Origin of the sequence: Arthrobacter zhangbolii (assembly GCF_022869865.1) — a bacterium.
GTDB classification, from domain to species: domain Bacteria; phylum Actinomycetota; class Actinomycetes; order Actinomycetales; family Micrococcaceae; genus Arthrobacter_B; species Arthrobacter_B zhangbolii.
On record NZ_CP094984.1, the window covers coordinates 1,744,733 to 1,765,523 of the forward strand.

Sequence of the window (20,791 nt, forward strand, 5' to 3'; positions counted from 1 at the left end):
AGCGTCCGTCCCCCTTCAGGGAACGGACGCTTTTGCGTAGCAACGGCAGGATTGCCGTGCGCGGACGGGCCGCTAAGCCTTATGCGCGGTAGAACACGGGGCCGGAGCCGACGTTGACGGACTGGACCACGGTCTGGTTGCCGTTCCAGCCGCTGTGGATGGCCTCGCCGTTGCCGATGTAGATGGCAATGTGGGCCAGGCCCATGCCGCCGTCGGCGTAGTAGACCATGTCACCGGGCTCCGGAGTGGAGACCTGGGTGCCGTAGGCAGCCAGCTGTGCGGGGGCAAGGTCGCCCACGGAGTGGCCGGCGGCGCGCAGGGCAACCTCAACCAGGACGGTGCAGTCCTGGGCGGCGCCCAGCTGCGAGTACGCCGATGCCAGCATGGTGGCGTTGCTGCCGGTGGCAGCAGCGGCGGCGGGAGCCGGGGCCGGGGTAACCGAAGTGGCCTGGGTGCTGATGATGCCGTTGTCCGCGGCAGCAGGGGCGACCGGTGCGGCGTAGGCCTCGGTGGTGTAGGTGGCGGCAGCGTAATCCAGGGCAGCCGGTGCGGCTGCTGCCTCGCCGGAGACGGTGATGACGTCGCCGGGGTAGATGATCGATGCCATGGACAGGCCGTTCAGGGCGAAGACACTGTCCAGGCTGACGCCGTAGTTGGCGGCAATGGCGCCCAGGGTGTCACCGGACTGAACGGTGTGGGTGGTGCTGGCGGCTGCCGGAGCGGCAACGGGAGCGGCTTCAGCCACGGGGGCTGCGACCGGTGCGGCCGGAGCTGCAGCCTGGGTCGGCGTGTAGTTGTCGTTCGCTACGACGCCTGCGGAGGCCGGTGCGGCCATTCCGAGCATCAGGCCGGATCCGGCGGCTACAACGGCTGCGGTGCTGCCGATGGTCCGTCCGCGGCTGACGGTGGTCTGTGAGATGGTGGACCAAACGCCGGCGGTCTCGGCACGGTGACGTCCACGGTTCTTATTGAATGACATGTTGATTTACCTCTCCCGATACCTGCGAGGTGAGCTGTCGGATGCGGATGGGAGACACCCGGTCATCGGAGTGAATCCGGCGACTTAACCCCAAGGATTCGTGGAACCCGTTATTGGTTCCCCCGCCCCTGCCGTGATGGTGCGTTCTGTGGACCCCGGATAAGCGGCAGAGCTAGGTAACTAGTCCGGGGGAGCCGCGTTCAGAGCGGCATGGAAATAACCGTACAAGATGGTTACGGTTGGATAACCATTTAGTGATCCGGTTCTCTGCAGCGTGTGAGTGGCGCCTCGATGTGCTAGTCACTCCGGCCCCTGCAATGCCATCCAATGCCATGCCGTCACACTGTTCCCGCCGATTTTTCAGGCCTGGTTGTTATCCGGCGCCGGAGGCGCATAACGGATGTTGTATATGGTGCACGTGATGCCAGGGATACACCGCCGTTCCGCAGACAAAAAATGTGAAGTCGCTCTCCCTGGCGGATCTGGGTTGCCGGTGCGCCAGCTCTCCTGCATAAGATACTTAGGCTACCTTTCAATCGAGGGCAGCCTCAACGATGCACAGGAGTAACGCGAGTGTCAGGCAGCAGCCAGAAACTATGGACCAGGGGATTCGTGCTGGCGATCGTCACGAACCTGTTCATTTCCCTCGTTTTTTACCTGCTGATGACCACCATGGCGCTCTACGCGGTGCAGGAGTTCGCCGCGTCGGACAGCGCCGCCGGCTTTGCCTCCGGTTCGTTTGTGATCGGCGCTCTTGCCGCCCGGGTCTTTGCCGGAAAGTTCCTTGATTTCGTTGGCCGCCGGCGCATGCTGATCGCCAGCCTCGCAGTTTTCGTAGCCGCTTCGGTGCTTTACATCCCGGCCTCGAACCTGGGCCTGCTGCTGGCAGTGAGGCTGCTCCACGGCGCCGCCTTCGGTGCCGCCAGCACCAGCCTCTCAGCCTCGGTGATGGGGCTTATCCCCGCCCACCGGCGCGGGGAAGGCACCGGATACTTCGGCATCTCCACCACCCTGGCCACCGCCGTCGGGCCGTTCCTGGCCGTGCTCCTGGTGGACTCGGCCAGCTACCGTGCGCTTTTCCTGTTTGCTGCCGCCTGCGCCGCCGTCGCCCTGATCCTCTCGCTGGTGCTGCGGCTGCCCGAGCGCACACCGGGCCCGGAGGAACTGAAGAACAAGTGGCGCATGCACCTGAGCGACATCCTCGACGTGTCCGTGCTTCCCATTGCCTCGGTAATGTTCATTGCCGGTGCCGCCTACGCGGGCATCCTTTCCTTCCTGAACTCCTACGCCCAGACGGAGGGCATGGTCCTCGGGGCAAGCCTCTTCTTTGTGGTCTATGCCGGGGTGGTGCTGGTATCGCGGCTCTTCGTTGGCCGGATCCAGGACCGCCACGGAGACAACGCCGTGGTCTACCCCACGCTTCTCTCCTTCGCCGCCGGCCTGGCGCTCCTTGCCTACGCCCCCAATGACACTGTCATGGCCGTGGCCGGCGTCTTCGTCGGGTTCGGCTTCGGTGCCCTGATGCCGTGCGCCCAGGCCATCGCAGTGGGCATGGCCGCACCGGCACGGATTGGCCTGGCCACGTCCACGTTCTTCATCTTTATGGACGCCGGGGTGGGTCTGGGCCCGCTCCTGCTGGGAGTACTGCTGCCGCTGAGCGGGTTCCACGGCATGTACTGGGTCCTTGCTGCGGTGCTGCTGGGCAATACGGTGCTGTACTACTTTGTCCACGGCCGCAAGGACCGGCGGCCGGACCATACCGCCTTCGTGGCTCAGGACACGCCCGCCGCCTGACGGGGTACCCTCGTTCCACAAGCGAGGGGAGCAGGCCCATGGCACGCGAGGCGGAAACACTGACGGTTCCCGGTCCGGACGGGGAACGCGAGATACGGATTTCAAGTCCCGGACGGGTGCTCTGGCCCGTCCCGGGGATCACCAAGCTCGATCTGGCGCGCTACATGGCGGACGTGGGTGAAGCCTTTATTCGGGCCAACGGGGACCGGCCGGTCTCCCTTGAGCGTTTCCCCGAAGGAATCGAGGGGGAAGTGTTCTTCTCGAAGAATCCGCCCCGGGGCATGCCGGAGTGGATGCGCGGGGTTACGGTGACCTATCCCAGTGCCCGGTCCCACCCGCAGGTGGTGCTGGATGAGCCGGCGGCCGCGGTCTGGGCGGTGCAGATGAACACAGTGGTATTCCACCCCTGGCCCTCGCGGGCGGAGAATACGGACAATCCTGATCAGCTGCGCATCGATCTGGACCCCCAGCCGGGCACGGACTTCGACGACGCCGTCCCGGCCGCGCTGGAACTGCGCTCCATCCTCGCCGAGGCGGGTCTGGAGGGGTATATCAAGACCTCCGGCAACCGCGGCATCCACCTCTTTGCCCCGATCCGGCCGGAGCATGAGTTCCAGGATGTCCGCCATGCCGTCATCGCCGCAGCGCGGGAGGTAGAGCGGAGGATGCCGGAGAAGGTGACCACCGCATGGTGGAAGGAAGAGCGCGGCCGGCGTGTATTCGTGGATTTCAACCAGGCCAACCGGGACCGGACCATGGCCGGGGCCTACAGCCCGCGCGCCCTCCCGGATGCCCCCGTCTCCTGCCCGATCAGCTGGGAAGAACTCGAACAGGTGCATCCGGGTGACTTCACCATTGCCACCATTCCCGAGCGGCTGCGTACGGTAGGGGATCCGTGGGCCGACATGTATGCACGGCCCGGCTCCATCGACGTGCTGCTGGGCTGGTGGGAGCGGGACCTGGCCAACGGGCTGGGCGAGCTGCCCTTCCCGCCGGACTATCCCAAGATGCCGGGGGAGCCGCCCCGGGTCCAGCCCAGCCGGGCCCGCCGCAAGGACTGACGGACCCGTACCCGGGCCGGGTTTCCTCCCGGGCCAGGTGCCCCCGGCAGACTCCGGCGGCGCCGGAATCCGCTGCGGGCCTGCGCGGGACTGGCTACGCCTTGGCGACCGTAATGGACCACTCCGCCGGACCGGTCTTGGAGAAGTCCGTGACCGGGTAGCCGCTTTCGGCCGCCCAGCGGGGGATGGCGTCCGTGGCCTGGGTGCAATCGAAGTTGATGACCAGCTCATCGCCCGCAGTCATGGTTTTCATGGCCTCCTTGGCTTCAACCAGAGGGAAGGGGCAGACGGATCCGTTGGTTTCCAGGGTTACTTTTGCCACGGTGTGACTCCTTTGTGGTGGGGTTTCGGATGGATGGATGAAACGGCTGCCGGTGGGGCAGCGGAGGTCATACTCCCGCCGGTACGCGCGCAGCTGCGGGTGCCTGCCGGCGGTTCATGATGGTCAGCTTCGCGGCCAGGCCGGTGCCCAGGATCATAAAGACCAGGGCTGTCCAGCCCTGGAAGCTGAACTGCGCCGTCTGCACCATGGCGTTGCCGATGGTGCACCCGCCGGCCAGTGCGGCGCCAATGCCCATCAGCGCGCCTCCGCCCAGGCTTTTTATGACGGTGGCGGCGTCCGGCACCCTGACCCGGAATTCTCCACTGCCCTTAGCGGCAATGAAGGAGCCAAGGAGGATGCCGACAACCAGGAACACACCCCAGTCCACCAGCTCGGCGTCGCCGGTCACCAAATAGCCAACAAGCTTGGAGGAGGGTGTGGTGATGCCCAGACCGTCTTCGCGGCCCGTGGCCCAGCTGAGCGGCCAGGCGGCAATGGCAATAATGCCGATGACCACCGCGGTGGCGAAGGCATTCCACGGCTTCTCGAACAACAGGTGTGCCAGGCCGGTTTTGGAAGGCGGCAGGGCGGCCATGGCGATGCGGGGCTTGTTCAGGTGATGCCGGACCGCCAGCGCGACGGCGGCAACCAGTACGGCGACAAACAGCCACGGAGAAACACCCAGGACGGTGTAAAAGTTGCTTTGTTCCACGGTCACTGAGCGCATGGCCGTGTTGAATCCGGCCAGCGGTCCGGTCTTCATGATGGCGGCGAAGAGGGCATAGGTAATCAGGGCAAGCCAGCTGCCCACCAGGCCTTCACCTGCCCGGTAGTAGGTGCCGGTGGCGCAGCCGCCGGCCAGGACGATGGCGAAACCAAAGATGAAGCCGCCCACGATAGTGGCGAGCCAGGGAAAGGCATCGCCATGGAGCCTGATGACTCCGGCTGCGTCGAGGGCGAAGACGCCCACACTCTGAACAGCCACCACCACCAGGAAAGCGGTCAGCCACCGCGTATTGCGGGTCACCCAGATGTCACGGAAAGCGCCGGTAACGCAGAAGCGCCCCCGCTGCATAACGAAACCGAGGGCCACCCCCACCAGCAGGCCTGAAATTAGCATGTAAAGCACTCCTGAGAAGACGAACTGCGGCCTATCCCGCCGCAGTTGAGCAACGCTAGTGCGGGCGGCCCCGGCCCTCAATGAGTGTGGCGCCATGTGACCGGGCATGAAGCCGGGTTACGGAACGGGTGGACATCCGTCGGCTTTCTTTGCCGTCCGGGCGGGCAGCCAGGAACGGATGCATGGCCGCCACGGGTGGGCGGTGCGATGATCGGAGGGCAGGACCATGTACATCCAAACCGTGGAACGGGATGCGATGCCGACCATCTCGGTGGTGATTCCTTGCCGAAACGATGCCCCCATGCTCGCCGCGTGCCTGCGGGGCCTGGCAGAGCAGACCCGTGCCCCGGATGAAATCCTGGTGGTGGACAACGCCAGCACCGACCGGACCGCGGAGGTCTGCAGGGCCTTCGGGGTCCGCCGGGTCCGGGAGGACAGTGTCGGTGTTGCCGCAGCAACCTTCCGCGGTTTCGACGAGGCCGCCGGTGAATGGCTGACCCGCATCGACGCAGATTCGGTTCCGCCACCGCACTGGCTTGCCCAGCTGGAGACTGCCCTGCTGGCGGCCGGCAAGGACACCGCGGTGACCGGCCCCGGGGATTTCTACGGAGCCGCTCCGGTGATCCTGTGGATTGCACGGAACCTGTACATCGGCGGCTACCGCTGGTCAATGAACCTGCTGATGGGACATCCGCCGCTCTTCGGCTCCAACTTCGGCTTCCACCGCAGTATGTGGGAACAGGTCCGGGGCCGGGTCCACCGCGGCGTTCCCCGGGTCCATGATGACCTGGACCTTAGTTACCAGCTGCGCCCGTGGATGAACGTTGTGTGGGACGAGACGCTTCGCGTCCGGGTGTCTGCCCGTCCGTTCCATACCTGGGCCGGGCTGGGCAGGCGGTTGGCCATGGCTTATGTGACGTTCCGGGTCGATTTTGCCGCTGAGGGGCCGCTGGCCCGGCGCAGGGAACGCCGGTACCTAGCGGGCGGTGCGGTATAGCCGCAGCAGGTCGTGGGTCAGCTGATAGGGGGATTCCTCGCTGGGGCTGTGTCCGCTGGCGTACACGGCAAAGGACGCGCCAATGCTCGCGGCGAACTCCCGGTGCAGCCGGACCGGCCACACATCATGCGCACCGACACCGACGAATTTGGGCACGGTGGTGGCGCCCAGGGCGGCGCGCAGGTCCGGGGCGTGGCGCATCAGCCGGACCATGTCCCGGATCGAATCCCGCCGGGTGACGGTGAAGCGGAGGTTGACCAGTTTCATCCGGCCTGCCGGCGCCCTGATGAAGTTGCGCCTGACCCCCCAGACAATCAGGTCCGCACTGATCCGGTCGCCGATCAGCGGAGCGAGCCACCCGATCCGGCTTACGCCGCGGAAACTCTGTCCGCCCCGGGGCGGACAGCCAAGCAGGGTCATGCTTCGAAACAGGTCCGGCCGCCGCAGTGCCGTGAGCTGGACGACGACGCCGGCAAACGAGTACCCGACCACATGGGCGGGGCCGTGAACGGCCAGCACCGAGATCAGGTCATCAACAAACAGGTCGTAGTCATAATGGGCCCGCGGAGGGTGCAGTTGCTCCGGGCCGGCCCCGGCGGACTCATACTGGCCGGCCAGGTCATAGCTGAAGGCGAAGTAGCCGGCGGCGGCAAGTTCGGGGAGCATAAGGGAGAAATCCTCCTTGGAGCCCATGGCGCCAGGCACAAGGATGACCGGCGTATCGGCAGGACTGCCCATACTGACGGCGGCCAGGGCCCCGCTGGGTGCCGGGAAAAAGGATCGCCCGGTTCCCGGTGGCAGGACCGTCCAGTCAATGTCGCCCAGTGCGGCGTCCCGCGCAGCAGCCGGGTCCGCGGCGGCAGCTGCACCTGGAACCGCGGCCGGTCCCGCAGCCGGTTCCGGGTGCAGTCTGCGGGGAAGCCTCCGCCCGGGAAAGATTCCCCTAAGTGCCATGGCTAAAAGATAGCGGCCGCGGACTGCCGCCGTCTGCGGGGTGGAGGCTGCTGACCTGTTCCGGCGGCAAGAAAACCCGGAAGATGCGTGCCGCGTGCTACCTGCCCGGGCAGGCCGGCCGTCACACGTTAGAATCTTTATGCCTGCCCCTAAATGTCCGAACCATCCCATTCCCAGGAGCTGACGTTGCCCGCAAAGCGTTCCCCCAACAAATACGTTTACCGAGGTATTGTCTTCACGGGCCTCGCCGCACGCGGCCTCTTCCGGGTCCCGGTGATTCCCTCGGGCCTGGAGAATCTTCCCACCGGCGAACAGATCCGCGGACTGGACCGCAAGGTGGTTCCCGGCAAAGGCGCCGTGGTAGCCATTACGCACTTCGGGTATCTCGATTTTGCCTTCGCTGAGCTGCTCATCTGGCGGAAGCTGAAGGTGCATATGCGCTTCCTGGTCACGAAGAAGGCGGCTAAAAAGCCTTTCGTCAAGGCCGTCTGCGACTGGTGTGAGCATGTGGTGGTGGACCGGGCCGACGGTGCTGCTGCGTATGCGGAGTCCGTGGAAAAGCTGCGGGGCGGAGACTATCTTGCGGTTCTCCCCGAAGCCGGGGTCAGCCGCAGCTTCTCGGTCCGCGAATTGAAGACCGGCGCTGTGCGCATGGCCGCCGAGGCAGGTGTGCCGATCATTCCGATTTCTATCTGGGGCGCCCACCGGATGAAGACCCGCGGACACGGGCTGAGCCTGTCCTCGGTGTGGAAGACACCGGTCCGCATGCACGTGGGCGAAATGATCCGCGTTGACGAAAATCCCGACGTCGCGGCGGAAACCCTGCGGCTGCAGGAGGAACTGCAGGCCGGAATCGACCATTGCATTGACACGTATCCGGTCACTCCCGCCCCCGGTGCGTGGTGGATGCCACGCAGCCGGGGCGGCAGCGCCATGGGAGTGGAGGAACAGCGTGTACTGGATGCAGCTGACCGGGAGAAGTACAAGATCACCGGCTAGAGGATGGGGTTGCCTCCGGTGACGGCAATCCGGGCTCCGGAGATGTAGCTGCCGTCCTCAGAGGCCAGCAGGACGTAGGTCGGTGCCAGTTCAGCCGGCTGGCCCGGCCGCCCCAGGGGTGTGTCGGCTCCGAAGGACTCAACCTTGTCTTCGGGCATGGTGGCCGGGATCAGCGGTGTCCAGATGGGTCCGGGCGCCACGCTGTTGACCCTGATGCCGCGTTCGCCAAGCAGCTGTGACAGGCTGGCGGAGAAGTTGGCAATGGCTGCCTTGGTTGCTGAATACGGTGCCAGCGTGGGCACCGGCATGTCGGAGTTCACCGAGGAAGTGCCGATCACCGAGGAGCCCGGGGACATGTGCGGCAGGGCTGCCTTCACCAGATAGAACATCGCATTGATGTTCACCTTGAACGTGTACTCCCACTCCTCGTCCGGAATCTCCTCAATGGATTCGCGGTCCATCTGGAACGCCGCGTTGTGGACAAGGATGTCCACCTTGCCGAACTGGTCAACAGCGGTATCGATGACGCGGCGGCACTGAGCTGCCGTATCCAGGTCTCCGCGCACCAGTACCGCCCTGCGGCCGGCCTCTTCCACAAGCCGGGCGGTATCCCGCGCGTCCGCATCCTCGTTCAGGTAGGAGATCACGACGTCGGCCCCCTCGCGTGCGTACGCGATGGCCACTGCCCGGCCGATACCGCTGTCGCCACCGGTAATCACGGCGGCTTTGCCCTCGAGCTTCCCGCTGCCGCGGTAGGTTTCCTCGCCGCAATCCGGAATCGGCGTCATCGCCTCCTGCGTTCCGGGCACTTCCTGTTGCTGCTTTGGCTGGTTCATGGTGGTCCTTTCCTGGCTTCGCTCCTGGTCCCTGGCCTGCTCCGTGCAGGCGTCCGTCACCGGAAGGCCGGGGCAGGTACCGGGGCGCACCCCGGTACCTGCCCCGGCACCGACCGCGGACTACGTCACGGCTACTGTGCGGCTACGGCGTCCAGCGCCTCGGCTACCGGCGTTGTGCCGTTGTTGAATTCGATGGTCCGGCCTGCCGTTTCGGGGCGGTCGAGGACCTCGGCTGCCACATGGGCAACATCCTCGCGGGATACCTGGCTGCCGGTAACCCCCGAACCGGTTTCGATTCGTCCCGTACCCGGATCCAGCGTCAGGGCGCTGGGGCCGAGAATGGTCCAGTCCAGCCCGCTGGCACGCAGGTGCTCGTCGGCGTCGGCCTTGGCCTCGGCGTACGCGTAGAACCCGTCGTCCTCCGGCACACCGTGATCCTTGCCTGCCCCGAAGTAGGAGACCATAACGTACCGCTTCGCGCCGGCAGCTTCGGCTGCGTCCATCGACCGGATGGCTGCGTCCCGGTCCACGGCAAAGGTGCGCTCGGGGCTGCCGCCGCCGGCTCCGGCAGTCCAGACCACTGCATCATGACCGCGCAGCAGCTCGGCCATCTCCTCCGTGGACAGGGCCTGGACGTCGGCTACCTTGGCAGCGGCCCCGGTGTCCTCGACATCCGCGGTGTGGTCCGGATTGCGGAACACTGACGTAACGGAGTGGTTTGCGGCGGTGAGCCTGCGGGCGAGGTGGAGTGCAACTTTTCCGTGTCCCCCGATGATGGCGATGCGTGACATGCGGCATTCCTTTCGTTGACTTACGTGCCTCCACCATAAGCATGCTTCGCATATTTTTGCGGCGAGGGAACGCGTCCTACGCCAATGGCTTAGTTTCGGGGACCGGGAATAGCGGCCCGGGGGATAGCGGGCGGTTCCCTGCGGCCGCTATGATCGCGCCACACCCTGGAACCCCGGAAGGAACACTGTGTCCCTTACTGCAGTTCGGCCGGATCTCACAGTTGAAACGATGGAAGGGCCGGTGCGCGGCGCCGTGAACAGCGGCCTGCGGACCTGGCGGGGGATCCCCTATGCGGCCCCGCCGGTTGGTGAGCTGCGGCTTCGCCTCCCGCAGCCGGTACGCCCATGGGCGGAGGTGTTCGACGCCACGGCTTATGGCCCGGTGCCGCCGCAGCCGCGCGGCCGGGGTCTCCTGGGTGCCGGCCGGCGGACGCCGATGGATGAGGATTGCCTGACGGTGAACGTCACTGCGCCGCTGGCACCCGCAGCGCCGCTGCCGGTCCTCGTTTACCTTTACGGGGGCGGCTTCACCACGGGAGCCGCTTCCGCCGAGGCGTATGACGCCACCAGGCTGGTGGAACGCGGGGACGTTGTGTACGTCTGCATGAACTACCGGCTCGGCGCACTGGGCTTTATGGATTTCCGCCGGTACTCCACGCCGCAGCGTCCCTTCGACGCGAACTGCGGCCTGGCAGACCAGGTTGCAGCCCTGCGCTGGGTCCAGCGGAACATTGCCCGGTTCGGGGGAGACCCGGGCAATGTGACCATCTTCGGTCAGTCCGCCGGCGCCATGTCCGTGACCGCCCTGATGTGCGCACCCTCGGCAAAGGGCCTGTTCCACCGGGCCATTGCCCTGAGCTCGGCACCGTCCACGGCCTACGGACCGGGACTGCCCGAAAAATGGGCCGCCAACCTGCTGGACCTCCTCGGCGTCCCCGAAGCCGACGCCGGACAGGCCCTGGCCAGCCTCCCGGCGTCGCGCCTGGTGGAGGCGGCGGTGCGCCTGACCCGGGACGTGGCCCCGGAATCCGAACCGGGCACGCGCGCCGTCGCACCGGTAGTGGACGGTGACTTCCTGCCACTGCACCCCATCGACGCCTTCCGGGCCGGGACGGCGCACCGCGTGCCGCTGGTCATGGGCAACATGGGCCGCGAAGGTGCCCTCTTCGACCAGTTCGAGGATGTGCTGCCAACAAAGCCGGAGCGGATCGACACCATGTTTGCCCTGACCGGGCCTGACCTCAAGGACCGGGTGCTGGGCGCCTACCCCGGTTATCCCGGGAAACGGGAAGCAGTGGATGTTGGCGGCGATGCGGTTTTCTGGCATCCGGGGATACAGGTGGCGGAGGCCCACTCAGCGTTTGCCCCAACCTGGTCCTACCGCTTCGATTACGCTCCCCGCATGGCCCATCTTTTGGGACTGGGTGCCACCCACGGCCTGGATATCCCGGCTGTGTTCGGCAACTATGCCTCCGGGCTCGGCCGGTTCCTGACGCTCGCCGGCGGCGGACGCACTGCCGTTTCGGTCAGCAACCGTTTCCAGGGGGCGCTGCTGCGGTTTGCGCGGACGGGGAATCCCGGGCCGATGTGGCCCGCGTATGAGACACAGTCACGCAAGACCAAAATCTTTGACCGGACGGATCAGATAGTGCCAGACCCGCACCACATCCGGCGCGTTGCGTGGGACGGCTACCTGGGCTATCGGTGAACCGTAAACCCGCGCGGGGGAAGCGGACCGGGGGGCGGGGGGCTAAACGGGGAGCTCGCGCAGCAGGCCGCCCAACCGGAGCAGTTCCAGGGGCGCATGCTGAGCCAGCGATATGCCAACAATATCCCCGGCGTCACTGACCGCATCGATGATGCGCAGCAGGTCAGGAACGCGGACGCCGCGGCTGCCGCCGCCGGTGGTGTCGGCAAAATCGCGCCGGTCCAGTACATCCAGGTCCACGTGCACCGCCAGTTTCGTGGCACCGGTCAGTGCCAGCCATTCCAGGATCCGGCGGGTGTCCTCAGGGGTGTCCGTGATGCCCACGCTGCGGATACCCAGGCGCTGTTTGGTGCCGATGCCGGGATCCTGCCAGTCCCGCAGGCCGATTTGGAGAATATTGGACGGCGGCACCACGGCGGGCAGCGCCGCGAGGAACTCTTCGTCACCCTCTCCGGCCAGGGTTGCCAGCGACATTGACCGGAACCCGGTGTAACCGTCGCCCGGCGTGCCGGTATCCGGGTGGGCATCCACCCACAGCACCGCCAGATCCCCGCCGTACAGTGCGGCAAGATGGCTGAACGGAGCTACACTCACCGAGCATTCCCCGCCAAAGGTCACCACGGTCTCCGGGGCAGCGTCCTGTATCACCTCCAGTGCCTGCCGGAGCTGCTGGAGAACAGCAGCACGCGCATAAATGCCGTCCACCGTTTCCACTGCCGCGTCCGATGTATCCGTACTTACCGGCACAAAGGCCGTGGGCCCGTCATGCAGCGGGGAAAGCAGCTCCAACAGGGGCGGGCCCAGGTGGTAGGAGAGCAGGGTCTGGTGCGGCTGGCCTGCCGGCAGCGACCCTACGGTTCCCGCTCCTGCGGCGCCCTGCCACTGCGGGAAAATCAGGCGGAGGGCCCCGGGGCCGGTGGGATGCATGGAATTCATGGCAGTCCTTAGGTGCGGAGGGGATAACCAGCCTACCGCCGGGGCACCGCGCAGAAACAGGCCGCACGCAAAATAGACTGGTGGTATGACTGCAACACTTGTCGCCCGGGATCTTTCCGGCGGCCACGCCCACCGCACCCTGTTCGAGCACCTGTCGCTGACCGTCGCCCCCGGCGACGTGGTCGGCGTGGTGGGTGCCAACGGTGCCGGCAAATCCACGCTGCTGAGCCTGCTGGCCGGCGCCGCGGAACCACTGGCCGGAACGGTCAGCACCAATCCTGCTGACGCCTTTGTGGGCTGGCTGCCGCAGGAGCACGAGCGGGTACAGGGTGAAACAGTGGGTGCTTACCTGGCCCGCCGGACCGGTGCGGCTGCGGCCACCGAGGCCATGGAAAAGGCTGCCGAGGCGCTGGGAACGGATACCCCCGGTGTGGACGATGTGTACGCCGCTGCCCTGGATCGCTGGCTGGCCTCCGGAGCTGCGGATCTTGAGGACCGTGCCCCGTCGGTGCTCGCGGACCTCGGGCTGGAGGTGGAAATGGACGCACCGATGACCGGCCTGTCCGGCGGGCAGGCTGCCAGGACGGCCCTTGCTGCGCTGCTGCTGAGCAGGTTCGACATAGTCCTGCTTGATGAGCCCACCAATGACCTGGACCTGGACGGGCTGGCCCGGCTGGAGCAGTTTGTCCGCGGCCTGCGCGGCGGGGTGGTGCTGGTCTCCCACGACCGGGAGTTCCTGGCCCGCTGCGTGACCACCGTGGTGGAACTGGACCTGGCACAGAACAGTGTGGGTGTGTACGACGGCGGATACGAGGCGTTCCTGGAAGAACGCGCCGTCGCCCGCCGGCACGCCCGCGAGGCCTATGACGAGTTCGCAGACAAGAAGGCCGACCTTGTTTCCCGGGCCCGGACCACGCGGGAGTGGAGTTCCCAGGGCGTGCGCAACGCGATGAAGAAGAATCCGGATAATGACAAGATCCGCCGCAAAGCCAGCACCGAGTCCTCCGAAAAGCAGGCACGCAAGGTCCGCCAGATGGAATCGCGGATTGCCCGGCTGGACGAGGTGGAGGAACCGCGCAAGGAATGGCAGCTGCAGCTGCGCATCGGGGCGGCACCGCGGTCCAGTTCCGTGGTCGCCACCCTGAACGCAGCGGTGCTAAACCGCGGCAGTTTTACCCTGGGACCGGTTTCCCTGCAGGTTAATGCGGGGGAGCGGATCGGCATCACCGGCCCCAACGGTGCGGGAAAGTCCACCCTCCTCGCGCTCCTGCTGGGGCGGGAAACCCCGGACGCCGGCACAGCGTCCCTGGGAGCCTCCGTGGCCGTGGGCGAAATTGATCAGGGGCGCGGGCAGCTGCCGGCCGGCGCCAGGCTGGGCGACGCATTTGAGGCCGCCGTCCCTGAACTTTCCGCGGCGGAAGTGAGGACCCTGCTGGCCAAGTTCGGGCTCAAGACGGACCAGGTCGGCAGCAGGGTCGGGGACCTGTCTCCCGGTGAGCGGACGCGTGCGTCCCTGGCACTGCTGCAGGCACGGGGGGTGAACCTGCTGGTTCTCGATGAGCCCACCAACCATCTGGACCTGCCCGCGATCGAGCAGCTGGAAGAAGCGTTGGAGAGCTACGAGGGCGCGTTGCTGCTGGTATCCCATGACCGGCGGCTGCTGGAAAATGTGCGCCTGGATGTGCGGTGGGAAGTTGAGGGCGGGACCGTCCGCATCCGGTGAGCCGGCGTCCTCCCGTGCCGCGGCAGCAGGGGAGGACATATTGCTTGACCGAATGTGATAGAAATTATGCAGGCTGCATCCCCGCGGATGCGGCGCTTAGCTCACGGATTGGTCTCGCTAAGTTATCGGACGATTTCACGGAAGAAGTGTCCAATGGATCCATGGAGTGGAAAACGCGGCTGCCCGGCAGCCAACCTGCACTGCGGCTGGGGAAGCGGCAGTGCAGCCGGGACGCCTCAGCGGTGTCTGCCCGGTGACGCCCCCGGAGTGGGCGGCTGGCAGTACGGCCTTTGGCTGTGAAGGCGCTGAAGCGGGCTGATCTGCCCGTCCTGATTGTTGTCTGGATGCTGTGCGTGGCCACTGACTGGTCCACGGGCACCAAGATTGCATTGAACGTCTTTGCCGTTGCCCTGCTTTGCGCCAAGGAATTCAGCGTCCACCGCTATCTGGTCAAAAACGCCGGTTCGAGGGTCTCGGGACGCCGCAGCGCAGCAGGACGGCTCGTTTCCGCCGCGTAGTCCGCCGTCCGAAAGAGCGCGGGCCGCGGCACAATCCCGCATGGCGTGCAGCCGTGAGCGGCTCCGTCTCTGGTTAGCTCTTGGGCGCCCGGCTATCGTTGATAGTCGCAGGGAGCAGGCTCAGCTTTCCCCGGCCGAAAAGAGTTCGTCGTGGATATTGGCGTTGAATCACTGGTGGTTGAAACCCGTAACGGTCGGGTTCAGGGCGTTGTTGACCAGGGTGTACGTACCTGGCGTGGCATTCCCTATGCGGCAGCGCCCGTGGGGGAGCTGCGGTTGCGCGCACCCCGGCCGCCGGAGAGCTGGACCGGGATCCGAGATGCACGCTTATTCGGTGCGGTGCCGCCGCAGTCCAAGGCACCCAGCCTTACCGGCACGCACCGCCGGGTGGCCATGGACGAAGACTGCCTGAGCGTGAATGTGTCCGCCCCGCTGGACCCCTCGGATACCCTGCGCCCGGTTCTCGTCTACCTTTACGGCGGTGCGTTCAGTTCCGGGTCCTCGGCCGAACCTACCTATCGCGGCGCAAAGCTGGTCAGGGACGGGGACGTTGTCTACGTTTGCCTCAACTACCGCATCGGGGCACTCGGTTTTATGGACTTCCGTGCCTACTCGACCCCGGAACACCGGTTCGACGCCAATGTGGGACTGCGGGACCAGGTAGCGGCACTGGAGTGGATTCAGCAGAACATCGAGGCCTTCGGCGGGGATCCCCGGAACGTCACCCTCTTCGGCGAATCGGCCGGCGGCCTGGCGGTAACTTCCCTGATGTGCATCCCCAGCGCCCGGGGGCTCTTCCATCAGGCCTATGCCCAAAGCCCGGCACCGTCGGGGGCATATTACCCCCACACTCATGCAGCCTGGGCCGCGGACCTGCTGGAAATACTTGGCATCAGCCCGTGCGATGCAGCGGAGGGGCTGACCACCATCAGCGCATCCAAGCTTGTCGAGGCGACCCGGAAGATGACCACGAAAATAGGTCCGGCCAAACAGCCAGGCTCGCTGAGCGTTTCGCCGGTGATCGACGGTGACTTTCTGCCGCGGCATCCAATCGACATGTTCCATGAGGGAGAATCACACCAGGTGCCGCTGGTGCTGGGCACCATGGCCCGCGAAGGGGCACTCTTCGCGAAGGTCTCCAACATCCTTCCGTCGACGCCTGAACGGATCGAGAAGATGTTCGCGGGGACCGATCCGCTCGCCCGGGACCGCGTGGTGGCAGCGTACCCGGGCTATCCCTCCCGCCAACGGTCCGTGGACATCAGCGGCGACCTGGTCTTCTGGTATCCCAGCCAGATGGTGGCCGAAGGGCACTCGCGGGTGGCCCCAACCTGGGCATACCGCTACGACTACGCCACGCCGATGATGAATCTCCTGGGCTTCGGCGCCACCCATTCCTTTGACGTACCCGTAATGTTCGGCGACACCGATAGCGGGCTGGCCAAAGCCCTCACGCTCCTGGGCGGCAGGGATGAGCTGAAAGCACTCTCCCGGAGGTTCCAGGGTTCACTGCTGAGCCTGGCCAGGCACTCCCACCCCGGCGCTGATTGGCCCGGATATGACGAGTTCCACCGGCACACACGCGTGTTTGATAAGGCCGACCGGATTGAATCCGATCCGTTCCCGGAACGGCGCAGGGCCTGGGCGGGCTACCGCGGCTACATCTGACGCGCTGCCCGGCCGGAGCGGGGCCCCCCGGGATTCGGCGGCCGGTGCGGGCGCCTCTCGCGGCACCGGCGCGGGCGTCGTAAGCTGGCTTATGATTTCCAGCACCACAGTTTTCAGCACCAGTTTTCAGCACCGCAGCTAAGGAGAGTCAGAGCGCATGAGCGAACATTACGACGTCGTTGTTCTCGGAGCCGGACCGGGCGGGTATGTGGCCGCCATCCGTGCTGCCCAGCTGGGACTGAAGACTGCCATTGTGGAGGAAAAATACTGGGGCGGGGTGTGCCTTAACGTCGGATGCATCCCCTCCAAAGCCCTGCTCCGCAACGCCGAGCTGGCGCAGATTTTTACCAATCAGTCCAAGACCTTCGGCATGAACGGTGATGTCACGTTCGATTACGGGGCGGCCTTCGACCGGAGCCGCCAGGTGGCCGACGGCCGGGTCAAGGGCGTGCACTTCCTGATGAAGAAAAACAAGATCACCGAATACGACGGCCACGGGATCTTCTCCGATGACCACACCCTTGAGGTCAGCCTGTCAAAGGGCGGCAGTGAAACCGTCACCTTCGAAAACGCCATCATCGCCACAGGCACCTATGTCCGGCTTCTTCCCGGTGTGGAACTGAGCGACAACGTGGTCACTTATGAGGCCCAGATCATGGACCGGGACCTGCCCAAAAAGATGGTCATTGTGGGCGCAGGGGCCATCGGCATGGAATTCGGCTATGTGCTGCGCAGCTACGGTGTGGACGTCACCATCATTGAGTTCCTGGACCGGGCGCTGCCCAACGAGGATGTTGACGTGTCCAAGGAGATCACAAAGCAGTACAAGAAACTGGGCATTCCCATCCTGACTTCCACCAAGGTGGAGACCGTGAAGGATAACGGCTCCTCCGTAACGGTGGCCTACACGGACAAGGACGGGAAGGCCGGCAGCATCGAAGCGGACCGGGTCATGATGTCCATCGGCTTTGCGCCGCGTACCGAGGGCTACGGCCTGGAGAAGACCGGGGTGCAGCTGACGGACCGGGGTGCCATTGGCATCGATGACTTCATGCGTACCAATGTGCCCCATATCTATGCCATCGGTGATGTCACCGCCAAGCTCCAGCTCGCCCACGTAGCGGAGGCCATGGGGGTGGTTGCCGCCGAAACCATCGGCAAGGCCGAAACGATGCCGCTGGGTGACTACCGGATGATGCCGCGCGCCACGTTCTGCCAGCCGCAGGTGGCAAGCTTCGGGCTTACCGAGCAGCAGGCCCGGGACGAGGGCCACGATGTGCTGGTGAGCACCTTCCCGTTTACGGCCAACGGCAAGGCGCACGGGCTGGGGGAGCCGGTGGGCTTTGTGAAGCTGGTGGCGGATGCGAGGTATGGGGAACTGCTGGGCGGGCACCTGATCGGCCCGGACGTCTCCGAGCTGCTGCCGGAACTGACGCTGGCCCAGAAGTGGGACCTTACGGCCGCTGAACTGGCCCGTAATGTCCACACCCACCCGACGCTGAGTGAGGCGCTGCAGGAGGCCTTCCACGGATTGACGGGCCACATGATTAATTTCTAGCGCTGCACGCGGCGGGCAGAACCGATCGGCAGGGCCGCACCACGGCCACGGTGGCGATTCCTGCGGGCCGACGGTCCAACACTGCCCCGATACGCCGCATCCGGCAGCGACTAAGGCATACTGGCCGCATGACGACGCCGCTGGAGGGTCCCCTTGCCGATTCCGAGTCCGGTCTTTGGATTCCCGGGAGCCTTGCCCGCCCGGGCACAGTGACCGGAACCGTACCGGCCGGATTCGAGGCCTACGCACGGATCTTCCATCCCGTCCACGCGCGGCTAATGGAATGGGACCGGGACTATCCGGTGCCGGTACAGTCCCGGACCATGCAGTGGCGGGACCTTGCCGAGACCCGCGGAACGCTGGCCCACCCGCTGATGCAGTGGAACTCCATCCTGGCGGGCTACCGCAACCCGGTCTGGAATGAACCGGGCTGGCAGTACGAAGATCCCCTCGTAGGCGCGTTGGCGGCCGGATGCCTGGCTGAGGTGGTGCGCATTCTGTCCAGCCATACGGATTCGCCCTCAGCCTGTATCGCCGGCCTCTGGGAGGGGTGGGGGTGGGTGAGCGGCGCGGCCGTGAACGTCACCGTGGACAGTGAAGGCCATACGTACGAAGAACCCCTGCCCCCGCCCTTCCATCAGGACACCGTGGCCGGTGCGGCCAGGCTGGAACTGCCGGGACGGAAGTACCTGCTGTTTAACGCCGACCTTGCAGTCTTCACCGAGCCCGGCTGGCACGAGGCCAGCGGATGGGACGTGCTGCAGAGCCCAAACCTGCTCTGGCCCGAAGACCGTGCGTGGTTCCTGGCCTCGGAAATAGATATGGACTCAACCATCGTGGGCGGCTCAGCCGCCCTCATCGGGCAGCTGGTTCACTCCGGGTCTGTGGAAGCACTGCCCGTGCCCGCAGACGGCGACATTACACATCAGGGGGACGTACTCAACGAAAGGCCGGATTGGCAATGACCGCTTTCACAGCCGTGCGGGGATGGCTGTCACAGAGAGGTCAGAGAGCTAACAGGGGTGTGTGAGCAAGGCATCCGCGGATCGGTCAGGACGGTGGCCGGGCTGTGGATAAGCTGAATATATGCCCCTCCAAAACATTAACTTCCATACCCGCAAGTGGGTCCGGCCCGAAGACCTGAACGCAAACGGCACCCTGTTCGGCGGCAGCCTGCTGCGATGGATTGACGAGGAAGCTACCGTCTACGCGATCCTGCAGATGGGGAACGGCCGGGTTGTCACCAAGTTCATGTCCGAGATCAACTTCGTCAGTTCCGCCGTGCAGGGCGACCTGATCGAAATGGGGCTTACCGCAACCAAGTTCGGCCGGACCTCGCTGACAATGCAGGCCGAAGTGCGGAACATGATCACCCGCGACAGCATCCTGACCATCGACAAGATCGTGTTCGTGAACCTGGATGAGCACGGCAAGCCCGCACCCCACGGCTACACCACCATCAGTTACGACCGTGACCGCCTGCCCACGCACCACTTTCCACCCATTCCCTTTACAGCCTAGTTAGCGCCCCGGCGGATACCTGCACCGCCCAAACCCCAAGCACGTGGACCGAAGCTCCGGGAGCCCGGCTTAGGCGGGGAGCGGGATAATACAAGGCATACTTACTAATATGAGTCTCGAGTTCCCCCTCCCGCAGGGGCACACGGCGGGCGGGGGTCCGCTCCGGATTGCGGTGCTGTCCCATCTGCATCACCCGATTGCCAGTCCGTTCCTGGGCGGGCTCGAAATGCACACCTCCCTGATGGCAGACGAACTCGCCGCACGCGGTCATGACGTGACACTTTTTGCCAAAGCGGGATCCGTGTCCGCAGCCCGGGTGGTGGATGTCCTTCCCGCCGCTTTTGAGTTCCGCCGCGGAATGCCCGATGACGCCATGCAGGTGCAGCAGGGGACGCTGGACAGGGCATTGGGCCTGGCACTGGACGCGGTCCGGGACGGCTCCTTCGACGTCGTCGTGAACAATTCGCTGAGCCTGCAGCCCTATCTGAAGTTGGCGGACCACCCCACCCTGACCATCCTGCACACCCCGCCCCTGCCGTGGATTGTGGACGCGGTTGAACAGGGGCGCGCGGCCATCTCCCCGCTGCACCGGTTTGTCAGTGTCTCCGCCCGGAACGCCACGGGCTGGGCACCTCATCTGCCGGACCTCCACGTCATCCACAACGGCATCCGTCTCTCAGACTGGCCCGCGGGTACCTCCCGCCGCCCTGGTACCGCGGTCTGGGCGGGGCGGGTGACTCCGGAGAAGGGCCTGCACATTGCGATCGACGCCGCCCGGAAAGCCGGCATGGACCTGCACTTTGCGGGCCCTGTCAGTGACGGTAAGTACTTTGACCGCGTTATAACTCCCCGGCTGGGTCCGGGCGTCAGACATGCGGGGCACCTCGATCACCGCGAACTGGCGGCCTTCCTGGGCTCGGGTGAAGTCTTTATCGCCTCACCCGTGTGGTCCGAGCCCTTTGGCCTTACAGCCCTGGAAGCCATGGCCTGCGGCACCCCCGTAGCGGCACTGCCGCTGGGCGCCATGCCGGAGATTATCGACGCCGACGCCGGCCGGGTGGCCGCCGGGCTCGGTGCCGAGGAACTGGCCGATGCCATGACGGCTGCGCGGGGCCTGGACCGCAGCCAGGTCCGCCGGTCCGCCGCCCGCTTCAGTGCAGGTGCCATGGTGGACTCCTATGAGGTGCACCTCCGCTCCCTGCTCCAGCCCGAGGGCCTGCCGTCACTTGCACAGCCGGCCGGGTTCTCCCGCCCCCAGTCCGGCAGCGCCGAAGCTGCCCTGCCCCTGAGCTGAGCCGATCTGTCA

19 protein-coding genes and 1 riboswitch are annotated in these 20,791 nt (G+C 65.6%); of the genes, 12 read left to right on the forward strand and 7 right to left on the reverse strand.

The features are described from left to right. Nucleotides 1-79 precede the first annotated feature (79 nt). Nucleotides 80-979 carry a LysM peptidoglycan-binding domain-containing protein gene (locus tag MUK71_RS08115; protein WP_227902011.1) on the reverse strand — a complete coding sequence of 300 codons (900 nt, stop codon included), beginning with the start codon at nt 977-979 and terminating at the stop codon, nt 80-82. Between the two features lie 5 nt (nt 980-984). Next, nucleotides 985-1,131, reverse strand: a riboswitch (cyclic di-AMP (ydaO/yuaA leader). A 421-nt stretch (nt 1,132-1,552) separates the two neighbouring features. Between MUK71_RS08115 and MUK71_RS08120 the strand changes: the two genes are divergently transcribed. Further along, nucleotides 1,553-2,773 (forward strand): MFS transporter, encoded by a 1,221-nt coding sequence (locus MUK71_RS08120; RefSeq protein WP_227902010.1) that lies wholly within the window; start codon nt 1,553-1,555, stop codon nt 2,771-2,773. Between the two features lie 38 nt (nt 2,774-2,811). Then, a complete protein-coding gene (ligD, locus tag MUK71_RS08125; RefSeq protein ID WP_227927863.1) occupies nt 2,812-3,834 on the forward strand; it encodes a non-homologous end-joining DNA ligase in 1,023 nt (340 codons plus the stop codon). Between the two features lie 94 nt (nt 3,835-3,928). Here the strand turns inward: ligD and MUK71_RS08130 are convergent, their stop codons facing one another. Both MUK71_RS08130 and MUK71_RS08135 read right to left on the reverse strand, forming a co-directional pair. Continuing rightward, complete coding sequence (locus tag MUK71_RS08130; protein ID WP_146362107.1) at nt 3,929-4,156, reverse strand: sulfurtransferase TusA family protein; 228 nt, start codon at nt 4,154-4,156, stop codon at nt 3,929-3,931. 67 nt (nt 4,157-4,223) lie between these two features. Continuing rightward, entirely contained in the window at nt 4,224-5,276 is a 1,053-nt protein-coding gene (locus MUK71_RS08135; RefSeq protein ID WP_227927862.1) for a YeeE/YedE family protein, read from the reverse strand. Between the two features lie 226 nt (nt 5,277-5,502). Between MUK71_RS08135 and MUK71_RS08140 the strand changes: the two genes are divergently transcribed. Next, nucleotides 5,503-6,273 carry a glycosyltransferase family 2 protein gene (locus MUK71_RS08140; RefSeq protein WP_227927861.1) on the forward strand — a complete coding sequence of 257 codons (771 nt, stop codon included), beginning with the start codon at nt 5,503-5,505 and terminating at the stop codon, nt 6,271-6,273. Here MUK71_RS08140 and MUK71_RS08145 read toward each other — a convergent pair. After that, nucleotides 6,253-7,227: an alpha/beta fold hydrolase gene (locus tag MUK71_RS08145; RefSeq protein WP_227927860.1), complete on the reverse strand. Its 975-nt coding sequence runs from the start codon at nt 7,225-7,227 to the stop codon at nt 6,253-6,255. The genes MUK71_RS08140 and MUK71_RS08145 overlap by 21 nt on opposite strands. Nucleotides 7,228-7,380: 153 nt before the next feature. Here MUK71_RS08145 and MUK71_RS08150 point away from each other — a divergent pair, with 153 nt between their 5' ends. Then, the gene (locus tag MUK71_RS08150) at nt 7,381-8,226 is read left to right on the forward strand and encodes a lysophospholipid acyltransferase family protein (protein ID WP_227902005.1); all 846 of its coding nucleotides are present in this window, start codon (nt 7,381-7,383) and stop codon (nt 8,224-8,226) included. On the opposite strand, the gene MUK71_RS08155 is transcribed toward MUK71_RS08150, so the two are convergent. Further along, nucleotides 8,223-9,062 carry an SDR family oxidoreductase gene (locus MUK71_RS08155; protein WP_227902004.1) on the reverse strand — a complete coding sequence of 280 codons (840 nt, stop codon included), beginning with the start codon at nt 9,060-9,062 and terminating at the stop codon, nt 8,223-8,225. The genes MUK71_RS08150 and MUK71_RS08155 overlap by 4 nt on opposite strands. A 131-nt stretch (nt 9,063-9,193) precedes the next feature. Further along, the gene (locus MUK71_RS08160; protein WP_227927859.1) at nt 9,194-9,853 is read right to left on the reverse strand and encodes an SDR family oxidoreductase; all 660 of its coding nucleotides are present in this window, start codon (nt 9,851-9,853) and stop codon (nt 9,194-9,196) included. A gap of 187 nt (nt 9,854-10,040) precedes the next feature. Here MUK71_RS08160 and MUK71_RS08165 point away from each other — a divergent pair, with 187 nt between their 5' ends. Beyond that, a complete protein-coding gene (locus MUK71_RS08165; RefSeq protein WP_227902002.1) occupies nt 10,041-11,561 on the forward strand; it encodes a carboxylesterase/lipase family protein in 1,521 nt (506 codons plus the stop codon). Nucleotides 11,562-11,603: 42 nt separating this feature from the next. Here the strand turns inward: MUK71_RS08165 and MUK71_RS08170 are convergent, their stop codons facing one another. After that, on the reverse strand, nt 11,604-12,497 hold the full coding sequence (locus tag MUK71_RS08170) for an arginase family protein (RefSeq protein WP_227902001.1): 894 nt from the start codon (nt 12,495-12,497) through the stop codon (nt 11,604-11,606). Between the two features lie 85 nt (nt 12,498-12,582). Here MUK71_RS08170 and abc-f point away from each other — a divergent pair, with 85 nt between their 5' ends. From abc-f to MUK71_RS08205, 7 genes are all read left to right on the forward strand, one after another. Continuing rightward, complete coding sequence (gene abc-f, locus MUK71_RS08175; protein ID WP_227927858.1) at nt 12,583-14,220, forward strand: ribosomal protection-like ABC-F family protein; 1,638 nt, start codon at nt 12,583-12,585, stop codon at nt 14,218-14,220. 296 nt (nt 14,221-14,516) lie between these two features. Further along, nucleotides 14,517-14,738, forward strand: coding sequence for a hypothetical protein (locus tag MUK71_RS08180; RefSeq protein WP_227901999.1), 222 nt, complete (start codon nt 14,517-14,519; stop codon nt 14,736-14,738). A 150-nt stretch (nt 14,739-14,888) separates the two neighbouring features. Next, nucleotides 14,889-16,406, forward strand: a complete 1,518-nt coding sequence (locus MUK71_RS08185; protein ID WP_227927857.1) for a carboxylesterase/lipase family protein — start codon at nt 14,889-14,891, stop codon at nt 16,404-16,406. A gap of 157 nt (nt 16,407-16,563) precedes the next feature. Beyond that, complete coding sequence (gene lpdA / locus MUK71_RS08190; protein ID WP_227927856.1) at nt 16,564-17,964, forward strand: dihydrolipoyl dehydrogenase; 1,401 nt, start codon at nt 16,564-16,566, stop codon at nt 17,962-17,964. Nucleotides 17,965-18,092: 128 nt separating this feature from the next. Further along, nucleotides 18,093-18,929: a hypothetical protein gene (locus MUK71_RS08195; protein ID WP_227927855.1), complete on the forward strand. Its 837-nt coding sequence runs from the start codon at nt 18,093-18,095 to the stop codon at nt 18,927-18,929. Between the two features lie 121 nt (nt 18,930-19,050). Beyond that, nucleotides 19,051-19,485 (forward strand): acyl-CoA thioesterase, encoded by a 435-nt coding sequence (locus MUK71_RS08200; protein WP_227901995.1) that lies wholly within the window; start codon nt 19,051-19,053, stop codon nt 19,483-19,485. 109 nt (nt 19,486-19,594) lie between these two features. Beyond that, nucleotides 19,595-20,779 (forward strand): glycosyltransferase, encoded by a 1,185-nt coding sequence (locus MUK71_RS08205; RefSeq protein ID WP_227927854.1) that lies wholly within the window; start codon nt 19,595-19,597, stop codon nt 20,777-20,779. Nucleotides 20,780-20,791 lie beyond the last annotated feature (12 nt).

Coding starts and splice junctions, on each gene's coding strand:
- MUK71_RS08115 (WP_227902011.1), bottom strand. CDS start 979: ATGTCATTCAATAAGAACCGTGGACGTCACCGTGCCGAGACCGCCGGC.
- ligD (WP_227927863.1), top strand. CDS start 2,812: ATGGCACGCGAGGCGGAAACACTGACGGTTCCCGGTCCGGACGGGGAA.
- MUK71_RS08135 (WP_227927862.1), bottom strand. CDS start 5,276: ATGCTAATTTCAGGCCTGCTGGTGGGGGTGGCCCTCGGTTTCGTTATG.
- MUK71_RS08140 (WP_227927861.1), top strand. CDS start 5,503: ATGTACATCCAAACCGTGGAACGGGATGCGATGCCGACCATCTCGGTG.
- MUK71_RS08145 (WP_227927860.1), bottom strand. CDS start 7,227: ATGGCACTTAGGGGAATCTTTCCCGGGCGGAGGCTTCCCCGCAGACTG.
- MUK71_RS08150 (WP_227902005.1), top strand. CDS start 7,381: ATGTCCGAACCATCCCATTCCCAGGAGCTGACGTTGCCCGCAAAGCGT.
- MUK71_RS08155 (WP_227902004.1), bottom strand. CDS start 9,062: ATGAACCAGCCAAAGCAGCAACAGGAAGTGCCCGGAACGCAGGAGGCG.
- MUK71_RS08160 (WP_227927859.1), bottom strand. CDS start 9,853: ATGTCACGCATCGCCATCATCGGGGGACACGGAAAAGTTGCACTCCAC.
- MUK71_RS08170 (WP_227902001.1), bottom strand. CDS start 12,497: ATGAATTCCATGCATCCCACCGGCCCCGGGGCCCTCCGCCTGATTTTC.
- abc-f (WP_227927858.1), top strand. CDS start 12,583: ATGACTGCAACACTTGTCGCCCGGGATCTTTCCGGCGGCCACGCCCAC.
- lpdA (WP_227927856.1), top strand. CDS start 16,564: ATGAGCGAACATTACGACGTCGTTGTTCTCGGAGCCGGACCGGGCGGG.
- MUK71_RS08195 (WP_227927855.1), top strand. CDS start 18,093: ATGACGACGCCGCTGGAGGGTCCCCTTGCCGATTCCGAGTCCGGTCTT.
- MUK71_RS08200 (WP_227901995.1), top strand. CDS start 19,051: ATGCCCCTCCAAAACATTAACTTCCATACCCGCAAGTGGGTCCGGCCC.
- MUK71_RS08205 (WP_227927854.1), top strand. CDS start 19,595: ATGAGTCTCGAGTTCCCCCTCCCGCAGGGGCACACGGCGGGCGGGGGT.